This is a genomic window from Streptomyces sp. NPDC046465, assembly GCF_040646035.1.
In the GTDB taxonomy this organism is placed as follows: Bacteria; Actinomycetota; Actinomycetes; order Streptomycetales; family Streptomycetaceae; genus Streptomyces.
This window is the reverse complement of record NZ_JBEYZK010000012.1, coordinates 262,168-284,194: the sequence shown is the minus strand read 5'-3', so window position 1 is coordinate 284,194 and position 22,027 is coordinate 262,168. Positions and strand designations below refer to the sequence as shown.

General features: G+C 70.4%; 23 protein-coding genes and 1 pseudogene. 18 read left to right on the top strand and 6 right to left on the bottom strand.

Annotated features, from left to right (window positions below):
• The first annotated feature begins 14 nt into the window (after positions 1–14).
• A complete protein-coding gene (gene disA / locus ABZ953_RS20885; protein ID WP_361725839.1) occupies positions 15–1,139 on the top strand; it encodes a DNA integrity scanning diadenylate cyclase DisA in 1,125 nt (374 codons plus the stop codon).
• Positions 1,140–1,323: 184 nt separating this feature from the next.
• Here the strand turns inward: disA and ABZ953_RS20880 are convergent, their stop codons facing one another.
• Positions 1,324–2,166 carry a hypothetical protein gene (locus ABZ953_RS20880; RefSeq protein ID WP_361725836.1) on the bottom strand — a complete coding sequence of 281 codons (843 nt, stop codon included), beginning with the start codon at positions 2,164–2,166 and terminating at the stop codon, positions 1,324–1,326.
• A 214-nt stretch (positions 2,167–2,380) separates the two neighbouring features.
• On the opposite strand from ABZ953_RS20880, the pseudogene ABZ953_RS20875 reads away from it, so the two are divergent.
• Positions 2,381–2,998: pseudogene (locus ABZ953_RS20875) on the top strand (phosphatase PAP2 family protein); the annotation flags it as partial.
• A gap of 200 nt (positions 2,999–3,198) precedes the next feature.
• Here the strand turns inward: ABZ953_RS20875 and ABZ953_RS20870 are convergent.
• Both ABZ953_RS20870 and ABZ953_RS20865 read right to left on the bottom strand, forming a co-directional pair.
• Positions 3,199–3,978 carry a response regulator transcription factor gene (locus tag ABZ953_RS20870; protein ID WP_361725833.1) on the bottom strand — a complete coding sequence of 260 codons (780 nt, stop codon included), beginning with the start codon at positions 3,976–3,978 and terminating at the stop codon, positions 3,199–3,201.
• Positions 3,975–5,552, bottom strand: coding sequence for a histidine kinase (locus ABZ953_RS20865; RefSeq protein WP_361725830.1), 1,578 nt, complete (start codon positions 5,550–5,552; stop codon positions 3,975–3,977). The genes ABZ953_RS20870 and ABZ953_RS20865 overlap by 4 nt, the downstream gene beginning before the upstream one ends.
• A gap of 228 nt (positions 5,553–5,780) precedes the next feature.
• Here ABZ953_RS20865 and ABZ953_RS20860 point away from each other — a divergent pair, with 228 nt between their 5' ends.
• The 5 genes from ABZ953_RS20860 (at position 5,781) to cseC (ending at position 10,461) form a co-directional block, all read left to right on the top strand.
• The gene (locus tag ABZ953_RS20860; RefSeq protein ID WP_361725828.1) at positions 5,781–6,776 is read left to right on the top strand and encodes an A/G-specific adenine glycosylase; all 996 of its coding nucleotides are present in this window, start codon (positions 5,781–5,783) and stop codon (positions 6,774–6,776) included.
• Positions 6,777–7,059: 283 nt separating this feature from the next.
• Positions 7,060–7,599, top strand: coding sequence for a SigE family RNA polymerase sigma factor (locus ABZ953_RS20855; protein ID WP_361725825.1), 540 nt, complete (start codon positions 7,060–7,062; stop codon positions 7,597–7,599).
• 41 nt (positions 7,600–7,640) lie between these two features.
• Positions 7,641–8,231, top strand: coding sequence for a hypothetical protein (locus ABZ953_RS20850; protein WP_361725822.1), 591 nt, complete (start codon positions 7,641–7,643; stop codon positions 8,229–8,231).
• 93 nt (positions 8,232–8,324) lie between these two features.
• Positions 8,325–9,038, top strand: coding sequence for a two-component system response regulator CseB (gene cseB / locus ABZ953_RS20845; RefSeq protein ID WP_361725819.1), 714 nt, complete (start codon positions 8,325–8,327; stop codon positions 9,036–9,038).
• A gap of 49 nt (positions 9,039–9,087) precedes the next feature.
• Positions 9,088–10,461 (top strand): two-component system sensor histidine kinase CseC, encoded by a 1,374-nt coding sequence (gene cseC / locus ABZ953_RS20840; protein ID WP_361725816.1) that lies wholly within the window; start codon positions 9,088–9,090, stop codon positions 10,459–10,461.
• A 102-nt stretch (positions 10,462–10,563) separates the two neighbouring features.
• Here cseC and ABZ953_RS20835 read toward each other — a convergent pair whose 3' ends face one another.
• Positions 10,564–12,216 carry an MDR family MFS transporter gene (locus ABZ953_RS20835; RefSeq protein WP_361725813.1) on the bottom strand — a complete coding sequence of 551 codons (1,653 nt, stop codon included), beginning with the start codon at positions 12,214–12,216 and terminating at the stop codon, positions 10,564–10,566.
• A 164-nt stretch (positions 12,217–12,380) separates the two neighbouring features.
• Here ABZ953_RS20835 and ABZ953_RS20830 point away from each other — a divergent pair, with 164 nt between their 5' ends.
• Positions 12,381–13,004: a helix-turn-helix domain-containing protein gene (locus ABZ953_RS20830; RefSeq protein ID WP_361725810.1), complete on the top strand. Its 624-nt coding sequence runs from the start codon at positions 12,381–12,383 to the stop codon at positions 13,002–13,004.
• Between the two features lie 50 nt (positions 13,005–13,054).
• Here the strand turns inward: ABZ953_RS20830 and ABZ953_RS20825 are convergent, their stop codons facing one another.
• Entirely contained in the window at positions 13,055–13,729 is a 675-nt protein-coding gene (locus tag ABZ953_RS20825; protein WP_361725807.1) for a M23 family metallopeptidase, read from the bottom strand.
• A gap of 555 nt (positions 13,730–14,284) precedes the next feature.
• Between ABZ953_RS20825 and ABZ953_RS20820 the strand changes: the two genes are divergently transcribed.
• Positions 14,285–17,419 (top strand): NACHT domain-containing protein, encoded by a 3,135-nt coding sequence (locus tag ABZ953_RS20820; RefSeq protein ID WP_361725804.1) that lies wholly within the window; start codon positions 14,285–14,287, stop codon positions 17,417–17,419.
• On the opposite strand, the gene ABZ953_RS20815 is transcribed toward ABZ953_RS20820, so the two are convergent.
• Positions 17,409–17,828: an ATP-binding protein gene (locus tag ABZ953_RS20815; RefSeq protein WP_361725801.1), complete on the bottom strand. Its 420-nt coding sequence runs from the start codon at positions 17,826–17,828 to the stop codon at positions 17,409–17,411. The two genes, ABZ953_RS20820 and ABZ953_RS20815, sit on opposite strands and share 11 nt — an antisense overlap.
• 314 nt (positions 17,829–18,142) lie before the next feature.
• Between ABZ953_RS20815 and ABZ953_RS20810 the strand changes: the two genes are divergently transcribed.
• The 9 genes from ABZ953_RS20810 to ABZ953_RS20770 all read left to right on the top strand — a co-directional run bounded on the left by ABZ953_RS20810 (position 18,143) and on the right by ABZ953_RS20770 (position 21,893).
• Positions 18,143–19,030 (top strand): helix-turn-helix transcriptional regulator, encoded by an 888-nt coding sequence (locus tag ABZ953_RS20810; protein ID WP_361725798.1) that lies wholly within the window; start codon positions 18,143–18,145, stop codon positions 19,028–19,030.
• Positions 19,031–19,039: 9 nt separating this feature from the next.
• A complete protein-coding gene (locus ABZ953_RS20805; protein ID WP_361725795.1) occupies positions 19,040–19,234 on the top strand; it encodes a DUF397 domain-containing protein in 195 nt (64 codons plus the stop codon).
• Between the two features lie 22 nt (positions 19,235–19,256).
• Positions 19,257–19,364 carry a DUF397 domain-containing protein gene (locus ABZ953_RS20800; RefSeq protein WP_361725792.1) on the top strand — a complete coding sequence of 36 codons (108 nt, stop codon included), beginning with the start codon at positions 19,257–19,259 and terminating at the stop codon, positions 19,362–19,364.
• 111 nt (positions 19,365–19,475) lie between these two features.
• Positions 19,476–19,670 (top strand): DUF397 domain-containing protein, encoded by a 195-nt coding sequence (locus tag ABZ953_RS20795; protein WP_361725790.1) that lies wholly within the window; start codon positions 19,476–19,478, stop codon positions 19,668–19,670.
• An 84-nt stretch (positions 19,671–19,754) separates the two neighbouring features.
• Complete coding sequence (locus ABZ953_RS20790; protein ID WP_361725787.1) at positions 19,755–19,913, top strand: hypothetical protein; 159 nt, start codon at positions 19,755–19,757, stop codon at positions 19,911–19,913.
• Positions 19,914–19,916: 3 nt separating this feature from the next.
• Entirely contained in the window at positions 19,917–20,195 is a 279-nt protein-coding gene (locus tag ABZ953_RS20785; RefSeq protein ID WP_361725922.1) for a DUF1016 N-terminal domain-containing protein, read from the top strand.
• A gap of 12 nt (positions 20,196–20,207) precedes the next feature.
• A complete protein-coding gene (locus ABZ953_RS20780) occupies positions 20,208–20,411 on the top strand; it encodes a hypothetical protein (protein ID WP_361725784.1) in 204 nt (67 codons plus the stop codon).
• Positions 20,392–20,691, top strand: a complete 300-nt coding sequence (locus tag ABZ953_RS20775; RefSeq protein ID WP_361725781.1) for a PDDEXK nuclease domain-containing protein — start codon at positions 20,392–20,394, stop codon at positions 20,689–20,691. Before ABZ953_RS20780 ends, ABZ953_RS20775 begins: the two co-directional genes overlap by 20 nt.
• 152 nt (positions 20,692–20,843) lie before the next feature.
• The gene (locus tag ABZ953_RS20770) at positions 20,844–21,893 is read left to right on the top strand and encodes a hypothetical protein (protein WP_361725778.1); all 1,050 of its coding nucleotides are present in this window, start codon (positions 20,844–20,846) and stop codon (positions 21,891–21,893) included.
• Positions 21,894–22,027 lie beyond the last annotated feature (134 nt).

The following is a 22,027-nucleotide window of genomic DNA, read 5'->3' as shown; positions in this document are numbered from 1 at the left end:
ACCGAGGGAGTGCAGTGGCAGCCAACGACCGGGCAGCGGTTCCCGGCAAGCCGGGTTCAAGCTCCGGTGCCGATGCGCTGATGCGCGCCTCCCTGAGCGCCGTCGCGCCCGGCATGGCACTGCGGGACGGACTCGAACGCATCCTCCGCGGCAACACCGGCGGCCTGATCGTCCTCGGCTGGGACAAGACCGTCGAGTCGATGTGCACGGGCGGCTTCATCCTGGACGTCGAGTTCACGGCGACGCGCCTGCGCGAGCTCTGCAAGCTCGACGGCGGCATCGTCCTCGACAAGGACATCACCAAAATCCTGCGCGCGGGCGTGCAGCTCGTGCCGGACCCGACGATCCCCACGGAGGAGACCGGCACGCGGCACCGCACCGCGGACCGGGTGAGCAAGCAGGTCGGCTTCCCCGTCGTCTCGGTCTCCCAGTCGATGCGGCTGATCGCGCTCTACGTGGACGGGCAGCGGCGCGTCCTTGAGGACTCCGCGGCGATCCTGTCCCGCGCCAACCAGGCCCTCGCCACCCTCGAGCGGTACAAGCTCCGCCTCGACGAGGTCGCGGGCACGCTCTCCGCGCTGGAGATCGAGGACCTGGTGACCGTGCGGGACGTCACCGCCGTCGCCCAGCGCCTCGAAATGGTGCGCCGCATCGCCACGGAGATCGCCGAGTACGTGGTGGAGCTCGGCACGGACGGGCGTCTCCTCACCCTCCAGCTGGACGAGTTGATCGCCGGCGTCGAGCCCGAGCGTGAGCTGGTCGTCCGGGACTACGTGCCCGAGCCCACGGCCAAGCGGTCCCGCACGGTCGACGAAGCGCTGGCCGAGCTGGACTCCCTCACCCACGCGGAGCTCCTCGAACTCCCCACGGTGGCGCGCGCCCTGGGGTACACGGGCTCGCCGGAAGCGCTGGACTCCGCGGTCTCCCCGCGGGGTTTCCGCCTCCTCGCCAAGGTCCCCCGGCTCCCCGGCGCCATCATCGACCGCCTCGTCGAGCACTTCGGCGGCCTGCAGAAACTGCTCGCCGCCAGCGTGGACGACCTCCAGACGGTGGACGGCGTCGGCGAGGCGCGGGCACGGAGCGTACGGGAGGGGCTTTCGCGGTTGGCGGAGTCCTCGATCCTGGAGCGGTACGTCTAGCCTTCGGCGGGGGTGCGCGGGTAGGGGTACGGGCCCTCTTGGTCTGCGCCCGGCGCGGGGGCTCGTCCGGCTCCGGACGGCAGTGGCCCGCCGCTCCGCGGCGGTTTTCCCACCCGCCCGCCCTCACTGAGGGCCCGGCGCGCACGAGCGGAGCGGGTGGAGGGGGCGGAGCGGGTGGCGCGGGTCAGTCCTTCTTGAGGACGAACGACGTCCGCGCCGTCCCCAGGCCGGGCGCCTTCGCCTCGACCAGGTACGTACCCGCCTTCGCCGCCCCCGCCGAAGGCGTAGCGCACTGCTCCTCGCTGGCCCGCCGGTCCCACTGCACGGAGTGCGTGACCCGACCGTCCGCCGGTACACGCAGCAGCAGGCTTCCGTTGCCCGACGGGCAGTCGTCCGACGACCAGAACGCGTCGTCGTCCTCCGCCTGAGTGATCGTCAGCACGGTTCCCTTGCCGCCGAGATCGACCTTGCAGGCCTTGCCGCCAGTGTTCTCGGCGATCAGCTCGAACTTCGGCTTCTCGTCGATCGCGTACGTGTTCCGGACGCTGCGCACCTTCAACTTCACGGCGCCGCTGGTGCAGTTGGGCAGCCGCGAACCGGCCGGCAGCCGGTCACCCGAGCCGCTGCCACCCCCGCCACCCCCGCCCTTGGCATCGTCGCCGGAGCCGCCGTCCGAGGAGCCCCCCGAGCCGCCGGCACCCCCGGAGCCACCGCCCGAACCGCCGGAGCCGCCCGAACCCGAGCCACCGGAACCGTCCGAGCCGGAGTCGGAGCCCTCACTCGACTCGTCCCGCCCGCCCGGGTGTTCACTGATCGCGGGCCCGGAATCGGTGGGTCCGGGAGTGATGGACGTGGCGGGGCCGTTGCCGCCAGGACCGTCGGCGTCGTTGTTGCCGCCTCCGCCACCGGAGGTGACGATCCAGACGAGAAGGAGCACCAGCAGGCCGAGTAGGGACAGCAGAATGGCCCTCCGACGCCAGTAGATGGTGGAGGGAAGCGGCCCGACCGGATTGCGCAGAGATCCCACGCCCAAACCTTACGAGAGATCCGGTACTTCTCCTGCCCCACCCGCCGCCTTGAGCGACAAAGTTTGCGGATCATCATCCCGGAACCGGACACGAACCCTCCTTGACCGCCTTCCGAGGCACCTTTCGAACCCCGCCCCCTGTCCATCGGCAGGGTCTGTGACAGGTCGATCGCCAGGTGTGACGATTCGGCCCCACTCCGTACCGTCCGCAATCATGGACACCATGACGGACGACCTCTACCGCGACATCACCGACTTCGCCCACGACACGCCGTCGTGGTTCCAGCACCTCGCCGAGGTGTGGACGGAGCTCGGCCTGCTGCTCTTCGGCGTGCTCTTCATCGTCGCCTGGTGGCGCGCCCGGCGCGGGGAGCCCCGCGCGCTGGCGATCGCGGTGCTCGCTCCCCTGGCCACCGCCGTGGCTTACGTGGGCAGCGAGTTGGCCAAGTCCGCGATCGACGAGGAGCGGCCCTGCCGGGCGGTGTCCGGCGCCCTGAACCCGCTCGTCCAGTGCCCGCCGCACGGCGACTGGTCCTTCCCCAGCAACCACTCGACGATCGCGGGCGCCGCCGCCGTCGGCCTCGCGCTTGCGTGGCCGCGCATCGCGGCGCTGACGGTGCCGATGGCCGTGCTCATGGCCTTCTCACGGGTCTTCGTCGGTGTGCACTACCCGCACGACGTGGTGGTGGGTCTGCTGTTCGGAGCGGTGGTCGTGTTCGTGCTCGTACGGGTCGCCACGCGTCCGGTGGCGCGGGTCACTCTGGCGATGCGCGGGTCGTCCACGGGGGTCGTGAAGTGGTTCGCGGGCCCGGGCCCCTTCCGTGCCGCTGCCCCGGCCCCCGCCCCGTTCGCCGCTCCGGCTTCGGCTCACGACTCGACCGCGTACGACTCGACCGCGTACGACCCGGCCGCATACGGCTCGACCGCATACGGCTCGACCGCGTACGACCCGGCGACGTATGACCCGGCCGCGTACGACCAGCCGACGATGTCGTTCCCCCGCCGCGACGACTCGCACTGGAGCTGACCCGGTCAGTCCGTCTCCGGAACCAGCCCCGCTTCGTACGCGACGATCGCCGCCTGAACGCGGTTCTTGACCCCGAGCCGGTCGAGGACCGCGCTCACGTAGGCCTTGACCGTGCCTTCCACGAGATGCAGCCGGACCGCGATCTCCGGGTTGGACAGGCCCGCCCCGACCAGGCCGAGCACTTCGCGCTCGCGCGGGGCGAGGGCCCCGACCCGGGCCCGGGCCTCGGCCCCGCGGCCCATGCGCCGGGCACTGAAGCCGTCGATGACGTGCCGGGCGACCTTGGGCGAGAGGAACGCGGCACCGCCCGCCACCGCGCGTACGCCCGCTATGAGTTCGTGCGGATCGCCGGACTTCAGCAGGAATCCGGTGGCTCCGCCGCTCAGGGCGCGCGCGATGTACGCGTCCTCGGAGAACGTCGTCAGCATCGCGACCGCCGTACCGGGAGCCGTACGGACGATCTCCTCCCCCGCGGCGAGGCCGTCGAGGCGGGGCATACGGATGTCGAGCAGCGCCACGTCGGGGCGGTGGGCCTGCGCCAGCGACACCGCCTCGCGCCCGTCGCCCGCCTCCGCGACGACCTCAATGTCCCGGCCCGCGGCGAGGATGGCGCGGACGCCCGCGCGGATCATGGCCTCGTCGTCGGCCAGCAGGACGCGGATGACAGGCGTCGCGGTGCCGCTCGCCCTCTCTGCCGCGTCCACCGCGTCCACCGCGTCCACCGCGTCCATCGCGTCCACCACATCTACCGCCCGCGCCTCTCTCCTGTTCATGTCCTCGTTCACCGTGCCTGCTCCTTGTCCTTCTCGTGGGCCTCGCTCGCCGTGGGGACGACGGCCTTGTCCACGAGGCGGTCGTCGTTCTTGGTCCCGGCCTTGCCGAAGCAGAGCCTGAAGTGCGGCACGGCGGTGAAGAGTTCGCCGCTCGCCCGGTAGTACGCGCAGTCGGCGGCCGCGGGCGGCGGTGTCGGGGCGCGCTCCAGCGGTGGGTCGGCGACCGTCCGGTCCGGCAGCACGCGCTCCGCCTCGGCACGGCTCTCGCCGATGCGCAGGCGCGCGTAGTCGGCGGGGGTGAGGACGGAGTGCGTCCGCGAGTACGCGTACCAGGCGAAGGTCCCCCCGACGAGCAGCGCACCCGTGGTGACGGCGGCGCCGAAGGCCAGGACCGTGCGGCGCCGGGCGTACGCGAGGCGGGCCCCGGCGGGCGGGGGCGGCACGGGGGCGGTGCCCTCGGCCGGGAGGCGGGCCGTGAGCCGGAAGCCGTGTCCGTACGGGCCAGCGTCGAGAGTGCCGCCCACATCCGTGACGTGGCTGCGCAGGGCGCGCAGTCCGGAGCCGCCGCCGGGCGGGGGCGGTACCTCTCCACGGGGGCGGCCATTGGTGACCGTGACCGTCGTCGCCCGGTCGTCGCGCGTCACCGTTACGGCGACGTGGGCGCCCGGCGCGTGTTTGGCGGCGTTGGTGAGGGCTTCCCGGACGGCACGGTGGACCGTGGCGCGGGTCGACGCGTCATCGTTCTCGTGAGCGTCGGCGTCGACGTCGACGTCGACGTACGTGATGTTCAAGCCCGACTCCGCGGCGCGGGCCACGAGCGCCCCGACGCTCTCGCCCGCCGGGGCCAGCGGCGCCCGTTCGTCGCCCTCCTCGCGGAGCAGGCCGATGATCGCGTGCAGCCGGTCCGTGGCCTGCGAGGCGGCGGCGCGGAGGTCGGCGGCGGCCTCGCGGTGCGGGTCCGGCAGGTCGGGGGCGACCTGGAGGGCGCCCGCCCGTACGGCGATCAGGCTCAGCTCGTGCCCCAGGGAGTCGTGCATGTCCTGGGCGATACGGGCCCGTTCGCGCAGCCGGGCCCGGTCGGCGACGATGCGCTGCTCCCGCTCCAGCTGGTCGGCGCGGGCCCATCCTGCGGCGGCCAGCTCGCGGCCCTGGCGCCAGTAGCGGCCCGCGAGCCAGGGGAAGACCGCGCCGAACACCAGCGTCCCCATGAGGACGAGCCACTCCACGGTCGGGTCGACGTCCCGTACCGCGATCTTGACGGTGCCGACGAAGGCGATGGCCGCGCAGACCAGCAGGGCGGGACGCGCGTGGGCCGCGCGGCGGCCGAGGAGCAGGGCGAAGACGGCGAAGGCCGGGCCGTACGCGAGGGTGAAGAGGGACGGGGCCGTGAGGAGGCCGAGGGCGGCCGTGAGGACGAAGGCGAGGAGGGGGCGGGCGCGCCGGGTGGTGGTGGCCACCGCGAGGACGGCCAGGGCGGTGAGTTGCTGTGCGGCGGGGCGGGGCTCGTTCAGGCCGAGGCGGTTCACGGTCAGGACGGGCACGGCCAGCGCCGCCCACAGCAGCACGCCCTCTACACGTCCGCGCACCCCTCCCACTCGCCACACTCGCCCCACTCGCCCCACTCTCCCCGCCCCCCGCTCTCCTCTGCGCCCATCCCTCTGACGCTACGTCCCGCTTGGCTCCGGCCGCCCCTGCCGATCGTCAGGTCGAGGCGGGCAGGTGCTGCGGGCGGGTGCCTCGCCCCGTAAAACCCCCGAAGCGAACCGCGCGGTTGGCCCGCGCCGCGGCGGCCCCGTGGCAGGATCGGATGTGCCATGACTGTGCCCACGAAGCCCATGCCGAACGGCCCCGCATCCGGCCCCGGCCCCGTCCCCAGCCCCACTCACGGCTCGACTCAAGGCTCCGGTCCCGCCTCCGGAGACGTGTCCGAGTCCGCCGGTGAGGCCCTGCACACTCCCGTCATCGCGTGGTTCGACACGCACGCCCGTGATCTGCCGTGGCGTCGTGAGGACGCCGGGCCGTGGGGCGTGATGGTCAGTGAGTTCATGCTCCAGCAGACGCCGGTCAGCCGCGTCCTGCCCGTGTACGAACAGTGGCTGGCCCGCTGGCCCCGCCCCGCCGATCTCGCCAAGGAGGCGCCGGGCGAGGCCGTCCGCGCCTGGGGCCGACTCGGCTATCCACGCCGCGCCCTGCGGCTGCACGGCGCCGCCATCGCCATAACGGAGCGGCACGGCGGCGACGTACCCACTCAGCACGGCCAGTTGCTCGCGCTGCCCGGCATCGGGGAGTACACCGCGGCGGCCGTGGCGTCGTTCGCGTACGGGCAGCGGCACGCCGTGCTCGACACGAATGTGCGGCGCGTGTTCGCGCGGGCCGTGACGGGCGTGCAGTATCCGCCGAACGCGACGACCGCGGCCGAGCGCAAGCTCGCCCGCGCCCTGTTGCCGACGGACGAGCACACCGCGTCCCGCTGGGCGGCCGCCTCGATGGAGCTGGGCGCCCTGGTCTGCACCGCCAAGAACGAGAACTGCGGGCAGTGCCCGATCGCCGCGCAGTGCGCGTGGCGCACGGCGGGCAAGCCCGCGCACGAGGGTCCCGCCCGCCGCGGTCAGACGTACGCGGGGACGGACCGGCAGGTGCGGGGCAAGCTGCTCGCCGTGCTGCGCGAGGCCGTGGATCCCGTGCCGCAGGCCACGCTCGACCGGGTGTGGAGTGAGCCCGTGCAGCGGGCCCGCGCGCTGGACGGTCTTGTCGCGGACGGTCTGGTGGAGCCGATGGCGGACGGTCTGTACCGTCTGCCGCTGACCTGACACCCCTCCGTCCGTCACCGGACGGAGGGCGGTACCCCCCCGAGGGCCTCGGCCGCCTGCGACCGCCCGCGACCGCCTGCGACCGCACGGATGACGCGGTCCAAGGCCCTGGAAAACGCAGGCATCCACCCAAGTCCGGCGTCTGTTACACAACCTACGTACAGCCGTGCGCCCGCCGCTGGCTGCTCCGCACAACCTCGTGACAACGCCTCCGTAACTTCATACCCGTACCGCAGAGCAGGGACAGCGGTCGGCAATGGGGATGGAACGGAGGCGGTTTGGTATGGCGCACGGCGAGGTGCTCGAGTTCGAAGAGTACGTCCGCACTCGGCAGGATGCCCTGCTGCGCAGTGCCCGACGCCTGGTTCCGGACCCCGTGGACGCGCAGGACCTGTTGCAGACCGCGCTCGTGCGGACGTACGGACGCTGGGACGGCATAGCCGACAAGCGGCTCGCGGACGCTTACCTGCGCCGCGTCATGATCAACACTCGTACGGAGTGGTGGCGGGCCCGCAAGCTCGAGGAAGTACCCACCGAGCAGCTGCCCGACGCGAGCGTGGAAGACTCCACCGACCAGCACGCGGACCGCGCGCTGCTGATGGACATCATGAAGGTTCTGGCTCCCAAGCAACGCAGCGTCGTCGTGCTGCGACACTGGGAGCAGATGTCCACAGAGGAGACGGCCGCCGCCCTCGGCATGTCGGCCGGAACGGTCAAGAGCACGCTGCACCGGGCGCTCGCCCGGCTCCGCCAGGAGCTGGAGAGCCGCGACCTGGACGCGCGCGCGCTCGAACGTGAGGAGCGGGAGAGTTGCGCGGCCTAGGCCCTCGGGTCAGACGAAGCGTCAAGGCGGCGACCGCGGCGATGGCCGGGGTCGCCGCCCTCGGCCTTTTGCTCTCCGCCTGCGCGACGGGGGGTTCCGGCGCGCGCGACGAGGGCCCGGCAAGCAGCGAGCCCGTGGTGTCCACGGCGCCCTCCCCCTCGCCCTCGGCCTCCGTGCCGACGAAGAAGATCGACGCGGTGCGGCTCGTCAAGGAGGACCCGAAGGTCAGCCCGGCGATCAAGCGGGATCTGAAGCCGTGCGTGGGGAAGGCGTACCCGGTCGACGTGTCGTACGGGAACCTGACCGGCGGATCGGTCTCCGATGTGGTGGTGAATGTGCTGACCTGCGGTGACGCGGTGGGCATCGGCAGTTACGTCTATCGCGCTCAGGGCGATAAGTACGAGAATGTCTTCCAGGCCGAGGAGCCCGCCTCCGTCTATGCCGAGATCGACCGGGGCGCCCTGGTCGTGACGAAGCAGCTGTACGAGTCGGGCGACTCGGTGGCCTACCCCTCCGGCGAGGAAGTGATCACATACCGGTGGTCGTCGAACCGCTTCACGGAGTCGGGGCGTACGCGCAACGACTTCGGCAACGCGGTGGGCGCGGAGCCGAGCGAGCCGTCCGCGGACTGACGCACGGCCCGCGACCGACCACCGGCCCACGACCGACCACCGCCCCACGTAACACCGCACGCCGCACGCACCGAAAAGGACTGAGAGCAGCCGATGGCAGAGCAGACCCACGTCCTGTTCGTCGAGGACGACGACGTCATCCGCGAGGCCACCCAGCTCGCTCTGGAGCGCGACGGCTTCGAGGTGACCGCGATGCCCGACGGCCTCTCCGGCCTGGAGGCGTTCCGCGCCGACCAGCCGGACATCGCGCTGCTCGACGTGATGGTGCCGGGCCTGGACGGCGTCTCGCTCTGCCGCCGCATCCGCGACGAGTCCACGGTTCCGGTGATCATGCTGTCGGCGCGTGCCGACTCCATCGATGTCGTGCTCGGCCTCGAGGCCGGCGCCGACGACTACGTGACCAAGCCGTTCGACGGCGCCGTCCTGGTCGCCCGGATCCGCGCCGTCCTGCGCCGCTTCGGGCACGCCAGCGGCCCCGGCTCGGCGAGTTCCGGGTCGGAGGACGGCGCGGACGCGGACGGCGGGGTGCTGCACTTCGGCGACCTGGAGATCGACACGGTCGGCATGGAGGTACGGAAAGACGGTGCGACGGTGGGGCTGACGCCGACCGAGATGCGCCTGCTCCTCGAGTTCTCCTCCGCGCCCGGCACGGTCCTCTCCCGCGACAAGCTCCTGGAGCGGGTGTGGGACTACGGCTGGGGCGGCGACACCCGCGTCGTCGACGTCCATGTGCAGCGGCTGCGTACGAAGGTGGGCCAGGACCGCATCGAGACGGTCCGCGGCTTCGGCTACAAGCTCAAGGCGTGAGCGGACGCGTGACAGCCACGGAACTCGGAAGACTCAGGGGACGACGCATATGAACGGGGGGCGCAGGGCGGTCGAGCGCATCCGGCTGAGGCTCCGGTCCGGGGCGCGCCTGCGTACGGGCGTGCGCTGGAAGATCGCCGCGGCCATCGCGCTGGTCGGAGCCCTGGTCGCGATCGCTCTGAGCCTGGTCGTGCACAACGCCGCGCGGGTCTCGATGCTCGACAACTCGCGCGACGTCCAGGACGAACGCATCCAGTTCGCCCTGCGGCTCTACTCCTCCGCCTCCCAGCGGCAGACCCTCCAGTTCGGCACGAAGGTCGACGACCCGGAGCTGCCGCAGGAGCTGCGGCAGAAGGTGCTCAAGGGCCGCCGCGCCACCTTCGTCGAGGAGAAGCCCGGCGGCGCGCCCGACATCTGGGCCGCCGTACCGCTCGCCGACGGGCACGTCCTCTCGCTGCACTCCCGTTTCACGGACCGCAGCGCCACCGTCATGAAGGACCTCGACCAGGCCCTGGTGATCGGCTCGATCGCGGTCGTCTTCGGCGGCTGTGCGCTTGGCGTACTGATCGGCGGGCAGCTGTCGCGGCGGCTGCGCAAGGCGGCGACGGCGGCGAGCGAGGTCGCCCAGGGCCGGACGGACGTGAGTGTCAGCGACGCGATCAGCGGCGTCGTGAAGGACGAGACCGACGACGTGGCGCGCGCCGTGGACGCCATGGCCGACGCGCTCAAGCAGCGCCTGGAGGCCGAGCGCCGGGTGACCGCGGACATCGCGCACGAGCTGCGTACGCCGGTGACCGGGTTGCTGACGGCCGCCGAGTTGCTGCCGCCCGGGCGTCCAACCGAGCTGGTCAGGGACCGGGCGCAGGCGATGCGTACGCTCGTCGAGGACGTGCTCGAAGTGGCGCGCCTCGACTCCGCCGCCGAGCGGGCCGAGCTGCAGGACATCACGCTCGGCGAGTTCGTGTCCCGGCGCATGGCGCTCCTGACCACCGACATCACGGTGACGATCGTGCACGAGTCGGAGGTCACCACCGACCCGCGCCGCCTGGAACGCATCCTCGGCAACCTCGTCGCCAACGCCGCCAAGCACGGCAAGCCGCCCATCGAGGTCAGCGTCGAGGGCCGCGTGGTCCGGGTGCGCGACCACGGGCCCGGTTTCCCCGAGGCGCTCCTGGACGAGGGGCCGAGCCGCTTCCGTACGGGCAGCACCGACCGGGCGGGGCACGGGCACGGGCTTGGTCTGACGATCGCGGCGGGCCAGGCTCGCGTACTCGGCGCGCGGCTCACCTTCCGCAACGTACGCCCGGCGGGGGCGGCGCCCGACGAGCCCTCCGAGGGCGCGGTGGCCGTGCTGTGGCTGCCGGAGCACGCGCCCACGAACACGGGCAGCTATCCGGTGCTCAAGCTCCCGGACAACTTCTGAGCCCAGCGGTACGTCCTCGTACCCCACACGCACAACAACGGCCCCCGGCGCGTGATGCGCCGGGGGCCGTTGTCCGCCGAGGCGGGGCAGGGGGGAGAGGGGTCAGACGGGCTCCGCGACCGTCTTCCCGGCTGCCCGCGCGGAGTCCCCGTCCGCGCTCCCGGCCGTCTCGTCGGCGCTCCCGGCGGGCTTGTCCGCGCTTCCGGCGGGCTTGTCCGCGGGGTCCGAGCCGCGCAGCGGGATCTCCTTCACGAAGAAGGAGGCGATCAGCGCCACGACGCTGATGAGGGCGCCCAGCAGGAAGGCCGAGTGCGTACCGGAGGACACCGCGTGCTGGTAGGCGTCCACGATGGGCGCCGGCAGCTTGGCGAGGCTCGCCGCGTCCAGTTGCGCCGAGGTCTCGGTGACCTTGCCGCCGAGGGCTCCGGCGCGGTCGGCCATCACGTCGTGGACGCGGTTGTTGAAGAGCGCGCCCATGATCGCGACACCGAAGGAGGAGCCGAGCGTACGGAAGAGCGTGGCCGAGGACGAGGCGACGCCCATGTCCTTCATCTCGACGCTGTTCTGCGCGACCAGCATGGTGATCTGCATCAGGAAGCCCATGCCTGCGCCGAGCACGGCCATGTAGAGGCCGGAGGTGAGGCGCGAGGTGCCGGTGTCCATCTGCGACAGCAGGAAGAAGCCGGTGACCATCAGGATGGTGCCGACGATCGGGAAGACCCGGTACTTGCCGGTGGAGGTGGTGACCCGGCCCGCGACCATCGAGACGGCCATCATCGAGAGCAGCATCGGCAGGAGCAGCAGACCGGAGTTGGTCGCCGACGCCCCCTGCACCGACTGCTGGTAGAGCGGCAGGAAGAGCATCGCGCCGAACATCACGAAGCCGGTGATGAAGCCGATGACGGCCATCAGCGAGAAGTTGCGGCTGTGGAAGATGTGCAGCGGCAGAATCGGTTCAGCGGCTTTCTTCTGTACGAGGATGAAGCCGATGAGCGAGGCGACGCCGATCGCGATGAGCTCCATGATGACGGCGGAGCTCCACGCGTACTCCGAACCGCCCCAGGTGGTGACCAGCACGAGCGCGCTGATGCCCACGGTGAGCAGGGCCGCGCCGAGGTAGTCGATGCGTCCTTGCGCCTTCTTCTTGGGCAGGTGCAGGACGGAGGTCACCATGGCGAGGGCGAAGGCGCCGAGCGGCAGGTTGATGTAGAAGGCCCAGCGCCAGCCGAGGTGGTCGGTGATGGAGCCGCCGACGAGCGGTCCGCCGATCATCGCGACCGCCATGACGCCGGTCATCATGCCCATGTACTTGCCGCGGTCCCGCGGCGGCACCAGGTCACCGATGATCGCCATGACGCCGACCATCAGTCCGCCCGCGCCGAGGCCCTGGATCGCGCGGAAGCCGATGAGCTGTCCCATGTCCTGCGCCATGCCGCTCAGCGCGGAGCCCGCGAGGAAGATGACGATGGCGGTGAGGAAGGAGCCCTTGCGCCCGTACATGTCGCCGAGCTTGCCCCAGATGGGGGTGGAGGCGGCGGTGGCCAGGGTGTAGGCGGTCACGACCCACGACAGGTGCTCCATGCCGCCGAGGTCGCCGACGATGGTCGGCATCGCGGGGCCCACGATCATGTTGTCGAGCATCGCGAGCAGCATCGTGATCATCAGGGCCATCAGCACGACGCGCACGCTGCGCGGCTGTGGCTCGGCCTTCACCGATGCCCCCGCCCCCGGCTTCTCCTTGGTCTTCTCTGACATGTTCCCCACTCCCCGTACTCCCCGCACCGTTCCGGACCGACCCCGGGACCCCTGGCACTTACTTGCCGCCCGGCTAGTTGACTACACTGAGGGAAGGTAGACCCGTAACTAGCCGGGCGTCAAGTAAGTAAAATCGAAGTTCAGTGGAGTCGAGGAGCAACCCGATGGTCACGGGCACAGGCACGGGCACAGGTACCGGCACCAGCACAGGCACCGGCAAACAGCAGCGCCGCGGGAACACCCGCCAGCGCATTCAGGACGTAGCCCTCGAACTCTTCGCCGAGCAGGGGTACGAGAAGACGTCCCTGCGCGAGATCTCGGAACGCCTGGAGGTCACGAAGGCGGCGCTGTACTACCACTTCAAGACCAAGGAAGACATCCTGACCAGCATCTTCGATGACCTCACGAGGCCGATCGACGAGCTGATCGCATGGGGCCACGAGCAGCCGCGGCCGGTCTCCCTCGACGTCAAACAGCAGGCCCTGAGCCGTTACAGCGAGATCCTCATCCACGCGGCGCCGCTCTTCCGCTTCATGCAGGAGAACCAGGCCACGATGCGCGACCTGAAGACGGGCGAGAGCTTCAAGGACCGCATGCTCGGCCTCTACGAGATCCTCAAGGACCCGGACGCCGCGATGTCCGACCAGGTGCGCTGCTTCAGCGCGCTGTTCACGATGCACGGCGGGATGTTCGTGCTCAAGGACGCCGAAGGCGACCCCGAGGAGAAGCGCAAGGCCATCCTGGAGGTCGCCATCGATCTGGTGACGCGGGCGCACACGGGCGCCTAGTCGTTACTGCTGGGGGATCAGCACTGCTGGGGGATCAGCGGTGCTACGGGTCAGACCTTCACGCCCACCGAGTGGAGGAAGGCGACCGGGTCGACGGCCGTGCCGTAGTTCGGCGTCGTACGGATCTCGAAGTGCAGGTGCGGGCCGCTGGAGTTGCCGGTGTTGCCGGAGGCGGCGATGTGCTGGCCGGTACCGACGGCCTGGCCCACCCGGACGTCGATCTTCGAGAGGTGCGCGTACTGCGAGAACGTGCCGTTGCTGTGCTTGATCACGACGGCGTTGCCGTACGCGGGACCGTCACCGGCGCCGTTCGGGCCGGCCTTGACGACGGTGCCGCCGTGCACGGAAGCGACCGAGGTGCCGATCGGCACGGCGAAGTCCTGGCCGGAGTGCTTGGAGGACCACATGTTGCCACCGAGGCCGAAGCTCGCGGAGAGCGTGTAGTCGTTGACCGGGTCGATCCAGGCGGCGGCCTTCGCGGCCGCGGCCTTCTTGCCGTCGGCGGCCTTCTTCGCCTCCGCGGCGGCCTTCTTCGCCTGCGCGGCGGCCTGCGCCTGGACGGAATCCACGGCGACGCCGGGCAGCGCGCCACCCTTGGTGTCGGCGGCGACCGAGACCCCGGTCCCGAGCATCACCGACGCGCCGACGCCGAGGGCGACGACGGCGGCCGCCTGGGTACGGAACAGCGAGGTGCCGGGACGGTGGGACTTGGTGCGCTTCGACATGGGGATGTCCTCCGGGGTGTGACGGCTGCGTGATGACGACGGCGTGATGACGGCTGCGTGATGACGACTGCGTGATGACGACTGCGGCGGCGCCTGACGCGACGACCGAGGGGGGCATGAACGGACCCGGCAGGCGGGGCGGGCGGATCGCCCGCTGACCACGCTTCGCCGGGTCGGCCATCCCTTGGTAACCCCCACCCCCACGGATGCTCAAACCCCCCTTCTACTACCCGAAGCAGTAGAAGTCCGGCAGCATTTAGTCCCCTTGAGGCGACGAAATCCGGACAATTCCCTCTTGGCCCGATAGCGACATGTTCGGCCGTGGCACCGGTTTAACCGCACGTCGGGCGGGCCCCGAACTCCGCACCCCACCGGGCGCGGGCCGATCCCGCCGGGGCACGACGAAGGTCCCGGGAGCCCCGGGCCAAAGGTCCCGAGCGCACGTCCCCCGACGTCGACTATTCCGTCTAGTACGTGACGTAGGTCCTGTGCGCCATGTCACCGGCCCCCGAGATCCACCCCGCCGCGAATGTGACCGGGGCTACGCTCACGCCCATGGATCCCGCGGTCATCGGTACGCGTCTGGCGTCCAGCGCCATCACCCCACTGATCAAGAGCCTGTTCGTGCGGGAGGGGCCGGGGGCGGGCCTTGTGGAGAAGCCTGTGCGGCTGTCCGCTCTGGTGTCGTTCAAGGGGGAGCAGCGCACGCTGGGCAAGCGTGACGTGCGCCGTCTCGCGGAGCGGCTCGTGCTGACGTCCCTGACATTCCCCGGCGAGCGCTCCTTCCCGCCGGACGAGGCCGAGGCGGTCACCGACGCCTTGGCCCGGGTGCTGCTCGCGCTCGGCGACCTCGACATGGACGACGTCCAGGCGGTCCGCCTCGGCCACCAGAAGCTGGCCCGCGACCTCTTCCGTGCCGCGGCACCCTCCGACCGGCCCCTCGCCGCCGGGCTGTCTCAAGACGCCGCCCTCTACCTCGACTCGGTCACCGAGTGGGCCTGCCTGCACATCCTGCAGTTCTTCACCCAGCGGTCCACGTTCGTGGCGGCGACCCTGGTCGCGCAGAGCCGGGGGCAGGACGAACTGATCACGAAGGTCGACGAGCTGATCGCCCGCAGGCCGACCGCCGGAGCGGAGGACCTCGCCTTCGAGCGGCGCTATCTCGCGTACGTCGCGAAGAAGCACAGCAAGCTGACGATCTTCGGCATCGATCTGGCGGGCTCGCCGGGGAAGTGGCCGCTGGACGCGGCCTACATGTCGCTGGAGGCGGAGACGCCGGGACGCGTGGAGACGGTCCGCTACGCGGCGGGGGCCGAGCACCACGTAGAAGAGGTGGAGGTCGTCGAGCGCACGCCCCCGATCCCCGCGGACCAGGCCCTCGCCTCCCACGACCGGGTTCTCCTGCGGGGCGAGGCGGGCTCCGGCAAGACCACCCTCGTGCAGTGGCTCGCGGTGAGCGCGACCCGCCGGAACGTGGTCGGCACGGGCCTTCCCGAGACGCACCTGCCCATGGCGTACCTGACCGACCGCATCCCGTACGTACTCCCCCTGCGCACCCTCACCCGGCACGGCGAGCGGCTGCCCGCGCCTGCGGACTTCCTCGCCTCCGTCGGCTGTCCGCTGGCGGGCACCCAGCCGCGCGGGTGGGAGGCGCGGGTTCTGACGGCGGGCCGCGCCCTGGTTCTGATCGACGGGATCGACGAGGTCCCGGACGCCGAGCGCGCCCGGACCCGCGCCTGGCTGAGCGACCTCATCGACGCGTTTCCGGGCAACCGCTGGCTGGTGACGTCGCGCCCTTCGGCCGTACGGGGGGACTGGCTCACCGAGGAGGGCTTCACGGAACTGACGCTCTCCGCGATGCGGAAGGCGGAGGTGGCGGCGTTCATCGAGCGCTGGCACGCGGCGGCGGCCACCGGGGTCCCGGAGGAGGATGCCGCGCTCGCCGGGTACGAGGCGCAGCTCCTGGAGGCGGTGCGGTCGAAGCCGGACCTGGGCAGGCTGGCCACCAACCCCCTCATGTGCGGCCTGATCTGCGCCCTGCACAGGGACAGGCGGGGCTTCCTGCCGCTGGGCCGCAAGGACCTCTACACGGCGGCCCTCTCCATGCTGCTCGTCCGCAGGGACCGGGAACGCCACATGGCTGTGCCGGAGTTGCGGGAGGAGCCGCAGGTCCAACTCCTACAGCGGCTCGCGTACTGGCTGATCCGCAACGGCCGTACGGAGATGGATGCTTCGAGGGCGGAGTCCATCATCGCGGACACACTCCCCGCGGTGCCGGAGCTGGCCCCGCTCGGTGACGCGCGGGCGGTCTACACCCACTTCCTGCACCGCAGCGGCCTGCTCCGCGAACCGGGCCCGGCCACGGTCGAGTTCGTCCACCGCACGTTTCAGGACTTCCTGGGGGCGCGGGCGGCGGTCGACGAGGGCGACTTCGGGGTCCTGGCCCGGCACGCGGCGGACGACCAGTGGGAGGACGTCATCCGCATGGCGGTGGCGCAGGCACGCCCGCGTGAACGTGCGGAGATCCTGGGCGACTTGCTCACGCACGGGGACCGCCACCCGCAGGAGCGGGCCCGCAAGCGGATCCATCTCCTGGCGGCGGCCTGCCTGGAACACGCGGCGGAGCTGGCGCCCGCGGTGCGGGAGGAGGTGGAGCGGCGGACAGCGGCGTTGATCCCGCCCCGGACCACGGCGGAAGCCCGTGCGCTGGGGCAGGTCGGGCCCATGGTGCTCGACCTGCTCCCCGGTCCCGACGGCCTGCCCGACGCCGAGGCGCTACAGGTGGCCATCACCGCGACGCACGTGGATTCGGACGCGGCGATCCCCTTCCTCGCCCGGTTCACCCGGCACCCCGTGGTGGGCGTGCGCAGCCAGTTGATGTGGGGGTGGCACCGGTACGAATGCCGTCCGTACGCGGAGCAGGTCATCGCCCGGCTCGACGACCAGGACATCCACTTCACCCTCCGGACCGACGAGCAGGTCCTGGAACTGGAACGGCTGGGGCTGCGCCCGAAGAAGCTGGACATCAGGCCAGGCGTCACCCCGGACGTCGCCTCCCGCTTCATAGCGGCCTGCGAGCCTACGTTTCTGCTGCTCAACAGGTTCCCTCCGACCGGCCTTTCGGAGGAGGCGCTGGCCGCCCTCAGCCGCCTGGACGGGCTCAGCATCGTCGGCGCGCAGGAGCGGTGGAGCCTGTCGGCGTTCCCGTCCGAGGCCCCGCTGACGTTTCTCGGACTGGTGGACTCCCGGGGCGGCCTGGCCGACCTGCAGTCGCTGCTCCGGTGGCCGAGGCTGGAGCGGGTGACCTTCGGTGACGACGATCCGCTGCGCGCGGTGGACTGGGAGATGTTCGCGGCCCTTCCCGGGCTCACCGCTCTGCACCTGCCGTCGCATGCCCTCATGGTCGTCCCGCCGGGCCTTGCGCTGCCCGGCCTGGTGCACCTGCAGCTCGTCCCCGACGCGTCCTGGACGACCATGGCCCCCCGCCTCGGCACGGTCGCGCCGGGCCTGAAGCGCCTGTTCCTGCACAATCCCTCCGGCAGCAGCGGTGCCCGCCAAGCCCCCGTCGACGTCGCCGCCCTGGCCCACCACCCGAGCCTGACGGAGCTGCAGGCCCCCGCCATGACCACGGGCCTGGACGCCCTGCCCGACCACATCGCCGCACATCTCTACGGCCCCGTCACCGATTGAGCTGAAACCACACCCCCTTGCCGACCCCTACGGGAGTCACCCCGCACAGGTCGGACAGCGCGCCCACGAGGAAAAGCCCGCGCCCGCAGTCGTCCTCGGCGAGGGCTCGCCGGGGCGACGGCAGCCGCTCGTTCCCGTCATAGACGGCGACGCGTACGTGGGTCATGGCGACGGAGGTCCGCAGGTGGACGTCGCCGAGGGTGTGCCGGTGCACGTTGGTCACCAGCTCGGAGGTGCAGAGCGCGGCGGTGTCACTGAGGTGGCCGAGGCCGAGGGTTTCCAGCGAGCCGTGCACGAAGTCGCGGCAGATCTTGGCGCATTGGGCTCCGCCGGGGGTGAACAGGGTGTAGGTCTGCGGAAGTCCGGGCTCACGCCTGCGGGTTTCGGTGCCGTATTCGGGTACGCCCATGAGACGCCTCCATGGCGTTGGGTCGCTGCTTCGACGGATGGACCGGCCGCCGCCACCGTCCCGGCCGCAGTGGCCTGTCACCCCTCGCGAGCAACGCCCCGTCCGGCAAGGGGAGTTGGATCGGGCGGTGCGCTTCTGCGGGCGGGTGTGGCGGTATTGCTGCGTCGACAGCGAGGCTTCCGACTTCAGTGCGTGAGCGTCGCCACACACAAGGTAGCGAGAGGTGGCTCAGATCTGCAACCTGCTTACGAAGATTGCTGGACCGCACCCAATCAGTAGCGGCAAACTGTGGTCCAACCACCAGGAGAACCCGCATGGCCCTGCGCACGCACATCACCGAACGGCAGAGACGGCTCGGCGCTGAGCTCCGCAAACTTCGCGAAGCCGCAGGGCTTTCGGTCAACGCGGCCAGCAGCCGGATCGGTCTGGGTGCCGCCCACCTCAGTCACATCGAGGCAGCCCGGACGGCCATCTCGGCGGACCGCCTTGTCGCACTCCTGTGCACCTACGACGTCAGATCTGAGCCCTACATCGCCATACTGGCCAGGATGGCGGAGAGCGACGGCAAAGGGTGGTGGACGGCGTTCCGTAAGGCCCTGTCGCAACACAACCTCGACTTGGCCGAGTTGGAGTCGCGCGCTACTGACGTCCAGAGCTACGAAACACTCCTCATCCCGGGCCTGCTCCAGACCGAGGCCTACATGAGGGCACTCTTCTACAGCTCGCGACCGGGCGCTTCCCCCACGGAGATCGAGGCGCTGGTCGACTTCCGCCGCGCCCGCCAACAGATCCTCTCGGGTGACTCCACCACAGCACTCCACGCCGTCATCCACGAGGCTGCCCTGCGCATCACTGTGGGTAGCCCAGAAGTGATGCGGGGCCAACTCGCTCACCTCGTACGCGCCGCACAGCGCCCTGGCACGACCATCCAGATCCTGCCCTTCGACTCCGGCGCTCGCGCCTGGTTCGGCACGCCGCTTTTGATCCTTGACTCAGGCGTAGCGGGGTTGGAAACAGTGCTGTTGGATCACCCGGCCGCTCCTCTCCTGCTGGGCGACACCGAATCCATCACCCGTTACAAGAGCACGTTCGACTCGCTCAAGCGAAACGCCCTCTCGCCGGTGACGGCCGAGGGGCCACCGGGCAGCCACGAGCAACGGGACTCATGGGGCCTGATTCACCATGTCCTCTACACGCATTAGGGAAGCGCCGTGAATGAACTCGTCTGGCAGAAGTCTTCTTTCAGCGACGGGGCAGGCGTCAACTGCCTCTATGTCGCGGCGAGCCCCAACGCCGAAACAGTTCACCTCCGAGAAAGCGACGCCCCCGACACAACCCTCACCACCCACCCAGCTGCGTTCGCGGCACTCATACGAACCCTGATCACCCACCCGGCCACTTCTTGACCTTCTCCCGGGAGCCCAAAGCATGAACGCACTCAACTGGCAGAAGTCCTCCTTCAGCGAAGCGGGCGGCACCAACTGCGTCTATCTGGCCGCCGCCCCCCAACGGCACTGTCCGCCTCCGCGAAAGTGACAGCCCCGCCACGATCCTGACCACCACCCCAGAAGCCCTGGCCAACCTCATGCACACACTCACCATCCGCACAACCAAGTCAGCCGGCACCGACCAACCGCTTGGGCCAGCATGAGCACTCTCGACTGGCAGAAGTCCTCCTACAGCGGCGACCAGGCCAACTGCCTCTACGTAGCCACCGGCACCGACACCGCCCCCGCCATCCACCTCCGAGAGAGCGACGACGCCACCACCCTCACCACCACCCCAAAAGCCCTCGCCGCCCTCATACACACCCTCAGTAGCCCGTCCCCAAGTCCCCGCTAGGCACGCCCGACCGACGAGCACACGTTCGGATGACTTGACGCCAACTTCCCTCCCTTAAAGGCCCACTGCGCGATTCTCGGCCTCATGAGCAAGAACACCGAGGCCAAAGCGGAGATCCCGGCCCAGCAGAACAGCCTGCCGTTTTGGTACGGCGACCTCCTCAGCGAGATCAAGGGCACCGTGTCCGGCGCACGGGTACGCGCCCAGCGGGCCGTCAATACCGAACTGGTCCAGATGTACTGAGAGATCGGGCATCTCATCCTGGGGCAGCAGGCCCAGGAGGGGTGGGGTACCAAGGTCGTCGCCCGCCTGGCCGCAAACCTCAAGGCGGCTTTCCCAAATCAGCGCGGGTTCTCCCGAAGCAACCTGATGTACACGCACAAGATGGCTCGCACCTGGCCGGGGCCAATTGTGCAACAGCCCGTTGCACAATTGCCCTGGGGACACATCACCGTCCTCATGACCAAGCTGGAAACCCAGCCCGAGCTGGACTTCTACGCCGCCCAAGCCGCCCGCAACGGCTGATCCCGCGCGCTGTTGGAACGCTTCATCCACCAGGGCCTGCACCTCACCCAGGGCGCCGCCGCCAACAATTTCGCCGCGACCGTGCCGGAGGGCTCCGACGCGCTCAAGGAGCTGGCCAGGGACCCGTACCGCCTCGACTTCCTCGGTCTCGACGAGCACCACGCCGAGCGAGCTGGAGACGGCCATCGTCGACGGGATGATCCGGTTCCTCACTGAGCTCGGGGTCGGCTTCGCGTTCGTGGGGTGCCAGTACCCCGTCGTCATCGGCGGCGACGAATTCCGTATCGACCTGCTCTTCTACCACCTCAAGCTGCTGTCCTTTGTCATCCAATCGAGGCGTTCGACAGCAAACTCAGTCGTTTCGGCTCTTCTGACAGTGAATCTAGTCGGAGAGGCGATCACGCTAAGGGGGACGAATGCTGCAATCGACAGGGGTGGAGAGCACTGCCCCGTGCGTCGAGGTGTCGTGTCGTGTGGGCGCCCAGCGCTGGAGTAGGTGGCGTCGTCCGTTCTCGGCCAGGCCTGCAAGGTGCCTTGCCCTGCCGATGTCGCTTCCGGACATTCTCGGAGGGCTGGCTCCGGGGGGTGGCTCGTGCGGTTACTGTCCATGGCGGCACGACTCCATCTCGCATCTAGCAGGGAGTTCTCGTGGCGCCTTCAACTACGCCTGGCTTAGCCTGGAAAGACAGCTTCGGTCTCGCCGGTGGCATCGTCGATGACCCCGCCCTGGCCCCCAACGCCGACGACCGGCTGCAGGTCTTCGTCCGCGGCGGCGGCAGTGATCTTTACACCAAGTGGCAGAACTTCGACTGGAGTTGGGTCAAGGACTGGTCTCCCTTCCCCAACACCGCGGGTACGGTCGACGGCAGCCCCATCGCGCTGCGCAGCCCCAGCGGACGCATCCACGTCTTCTGGCGCGGCCCGGACGACAGCATCTGGCACCTGCCCCAGCTGGTCATCAACGGCGGGTGGGGCAGCCCCGCGAAGATCGCCTCCGGGGCGGCCAGCAACCCGGCGGCCGCGCTGAACGCGGACGGGCGGATCTCGGTCTTCTACAACGGCACCGACACCACCCTGTGGCACGTCGACCAGACCCAGGTGGACTACGCGGGCTTCGGCCAGCCCGACAGCCTCGGCGGCGGCACTGCCGCCAACAACAAGCTGGCTCCCACCGTGGCCCGCAATGGCGAGGGCCGCCTGGAAGTCTTCGTCCACGGCGCCGCCGACGAGGTGTGGGGCATCGCCCAGAAGGCCGCCGACGCCACCACCAGCTGGACCTCGTACATCATCGTCTCGGCGCGCAACGCCGGCGTCGTGGGCAGCCCGTTCGCGGTCACCGACGCCGACCAGCGCATCCGCGTCTTCTGGCGGCAGGGCACCACCGGCCACCACGCGGTCCACGCCCCCGGTTACAGCGGCTGGAAGGCGCCCCAGCCGCTGTCGGGCAAGATCGTGGAGACGCCGACGGCGATCCTGGCCATGGACGGCCGCCTGGAGGTCTTTGTCGTCGCCAGCGACCGCAGCCTGTACGTCACCGAGCAGCAGAAGCCCAACGAGGACACCTTCACCCAGGTGGACCGCATCGGCGGCAACCTCCCCGGCCTGCCGATCCCGGCGAAGTTCCACGACAACCGCATCCTGGTCGCGCACCGTGGATCCGACAACGCCCTGTGGGCCTTCCAGCAGTCCCGGGCCTGATGCCCAAGCCGGGCGGCGGCCCACCCCGACACCGCCGCCCGGTCACCACGGCCCACACCCCCCACCGACAGCCAGGACCGACGTCGCGCATGTACCCCTACAAGGCCGTCGGGCGCAGCGGCGCTTCCGCCCGA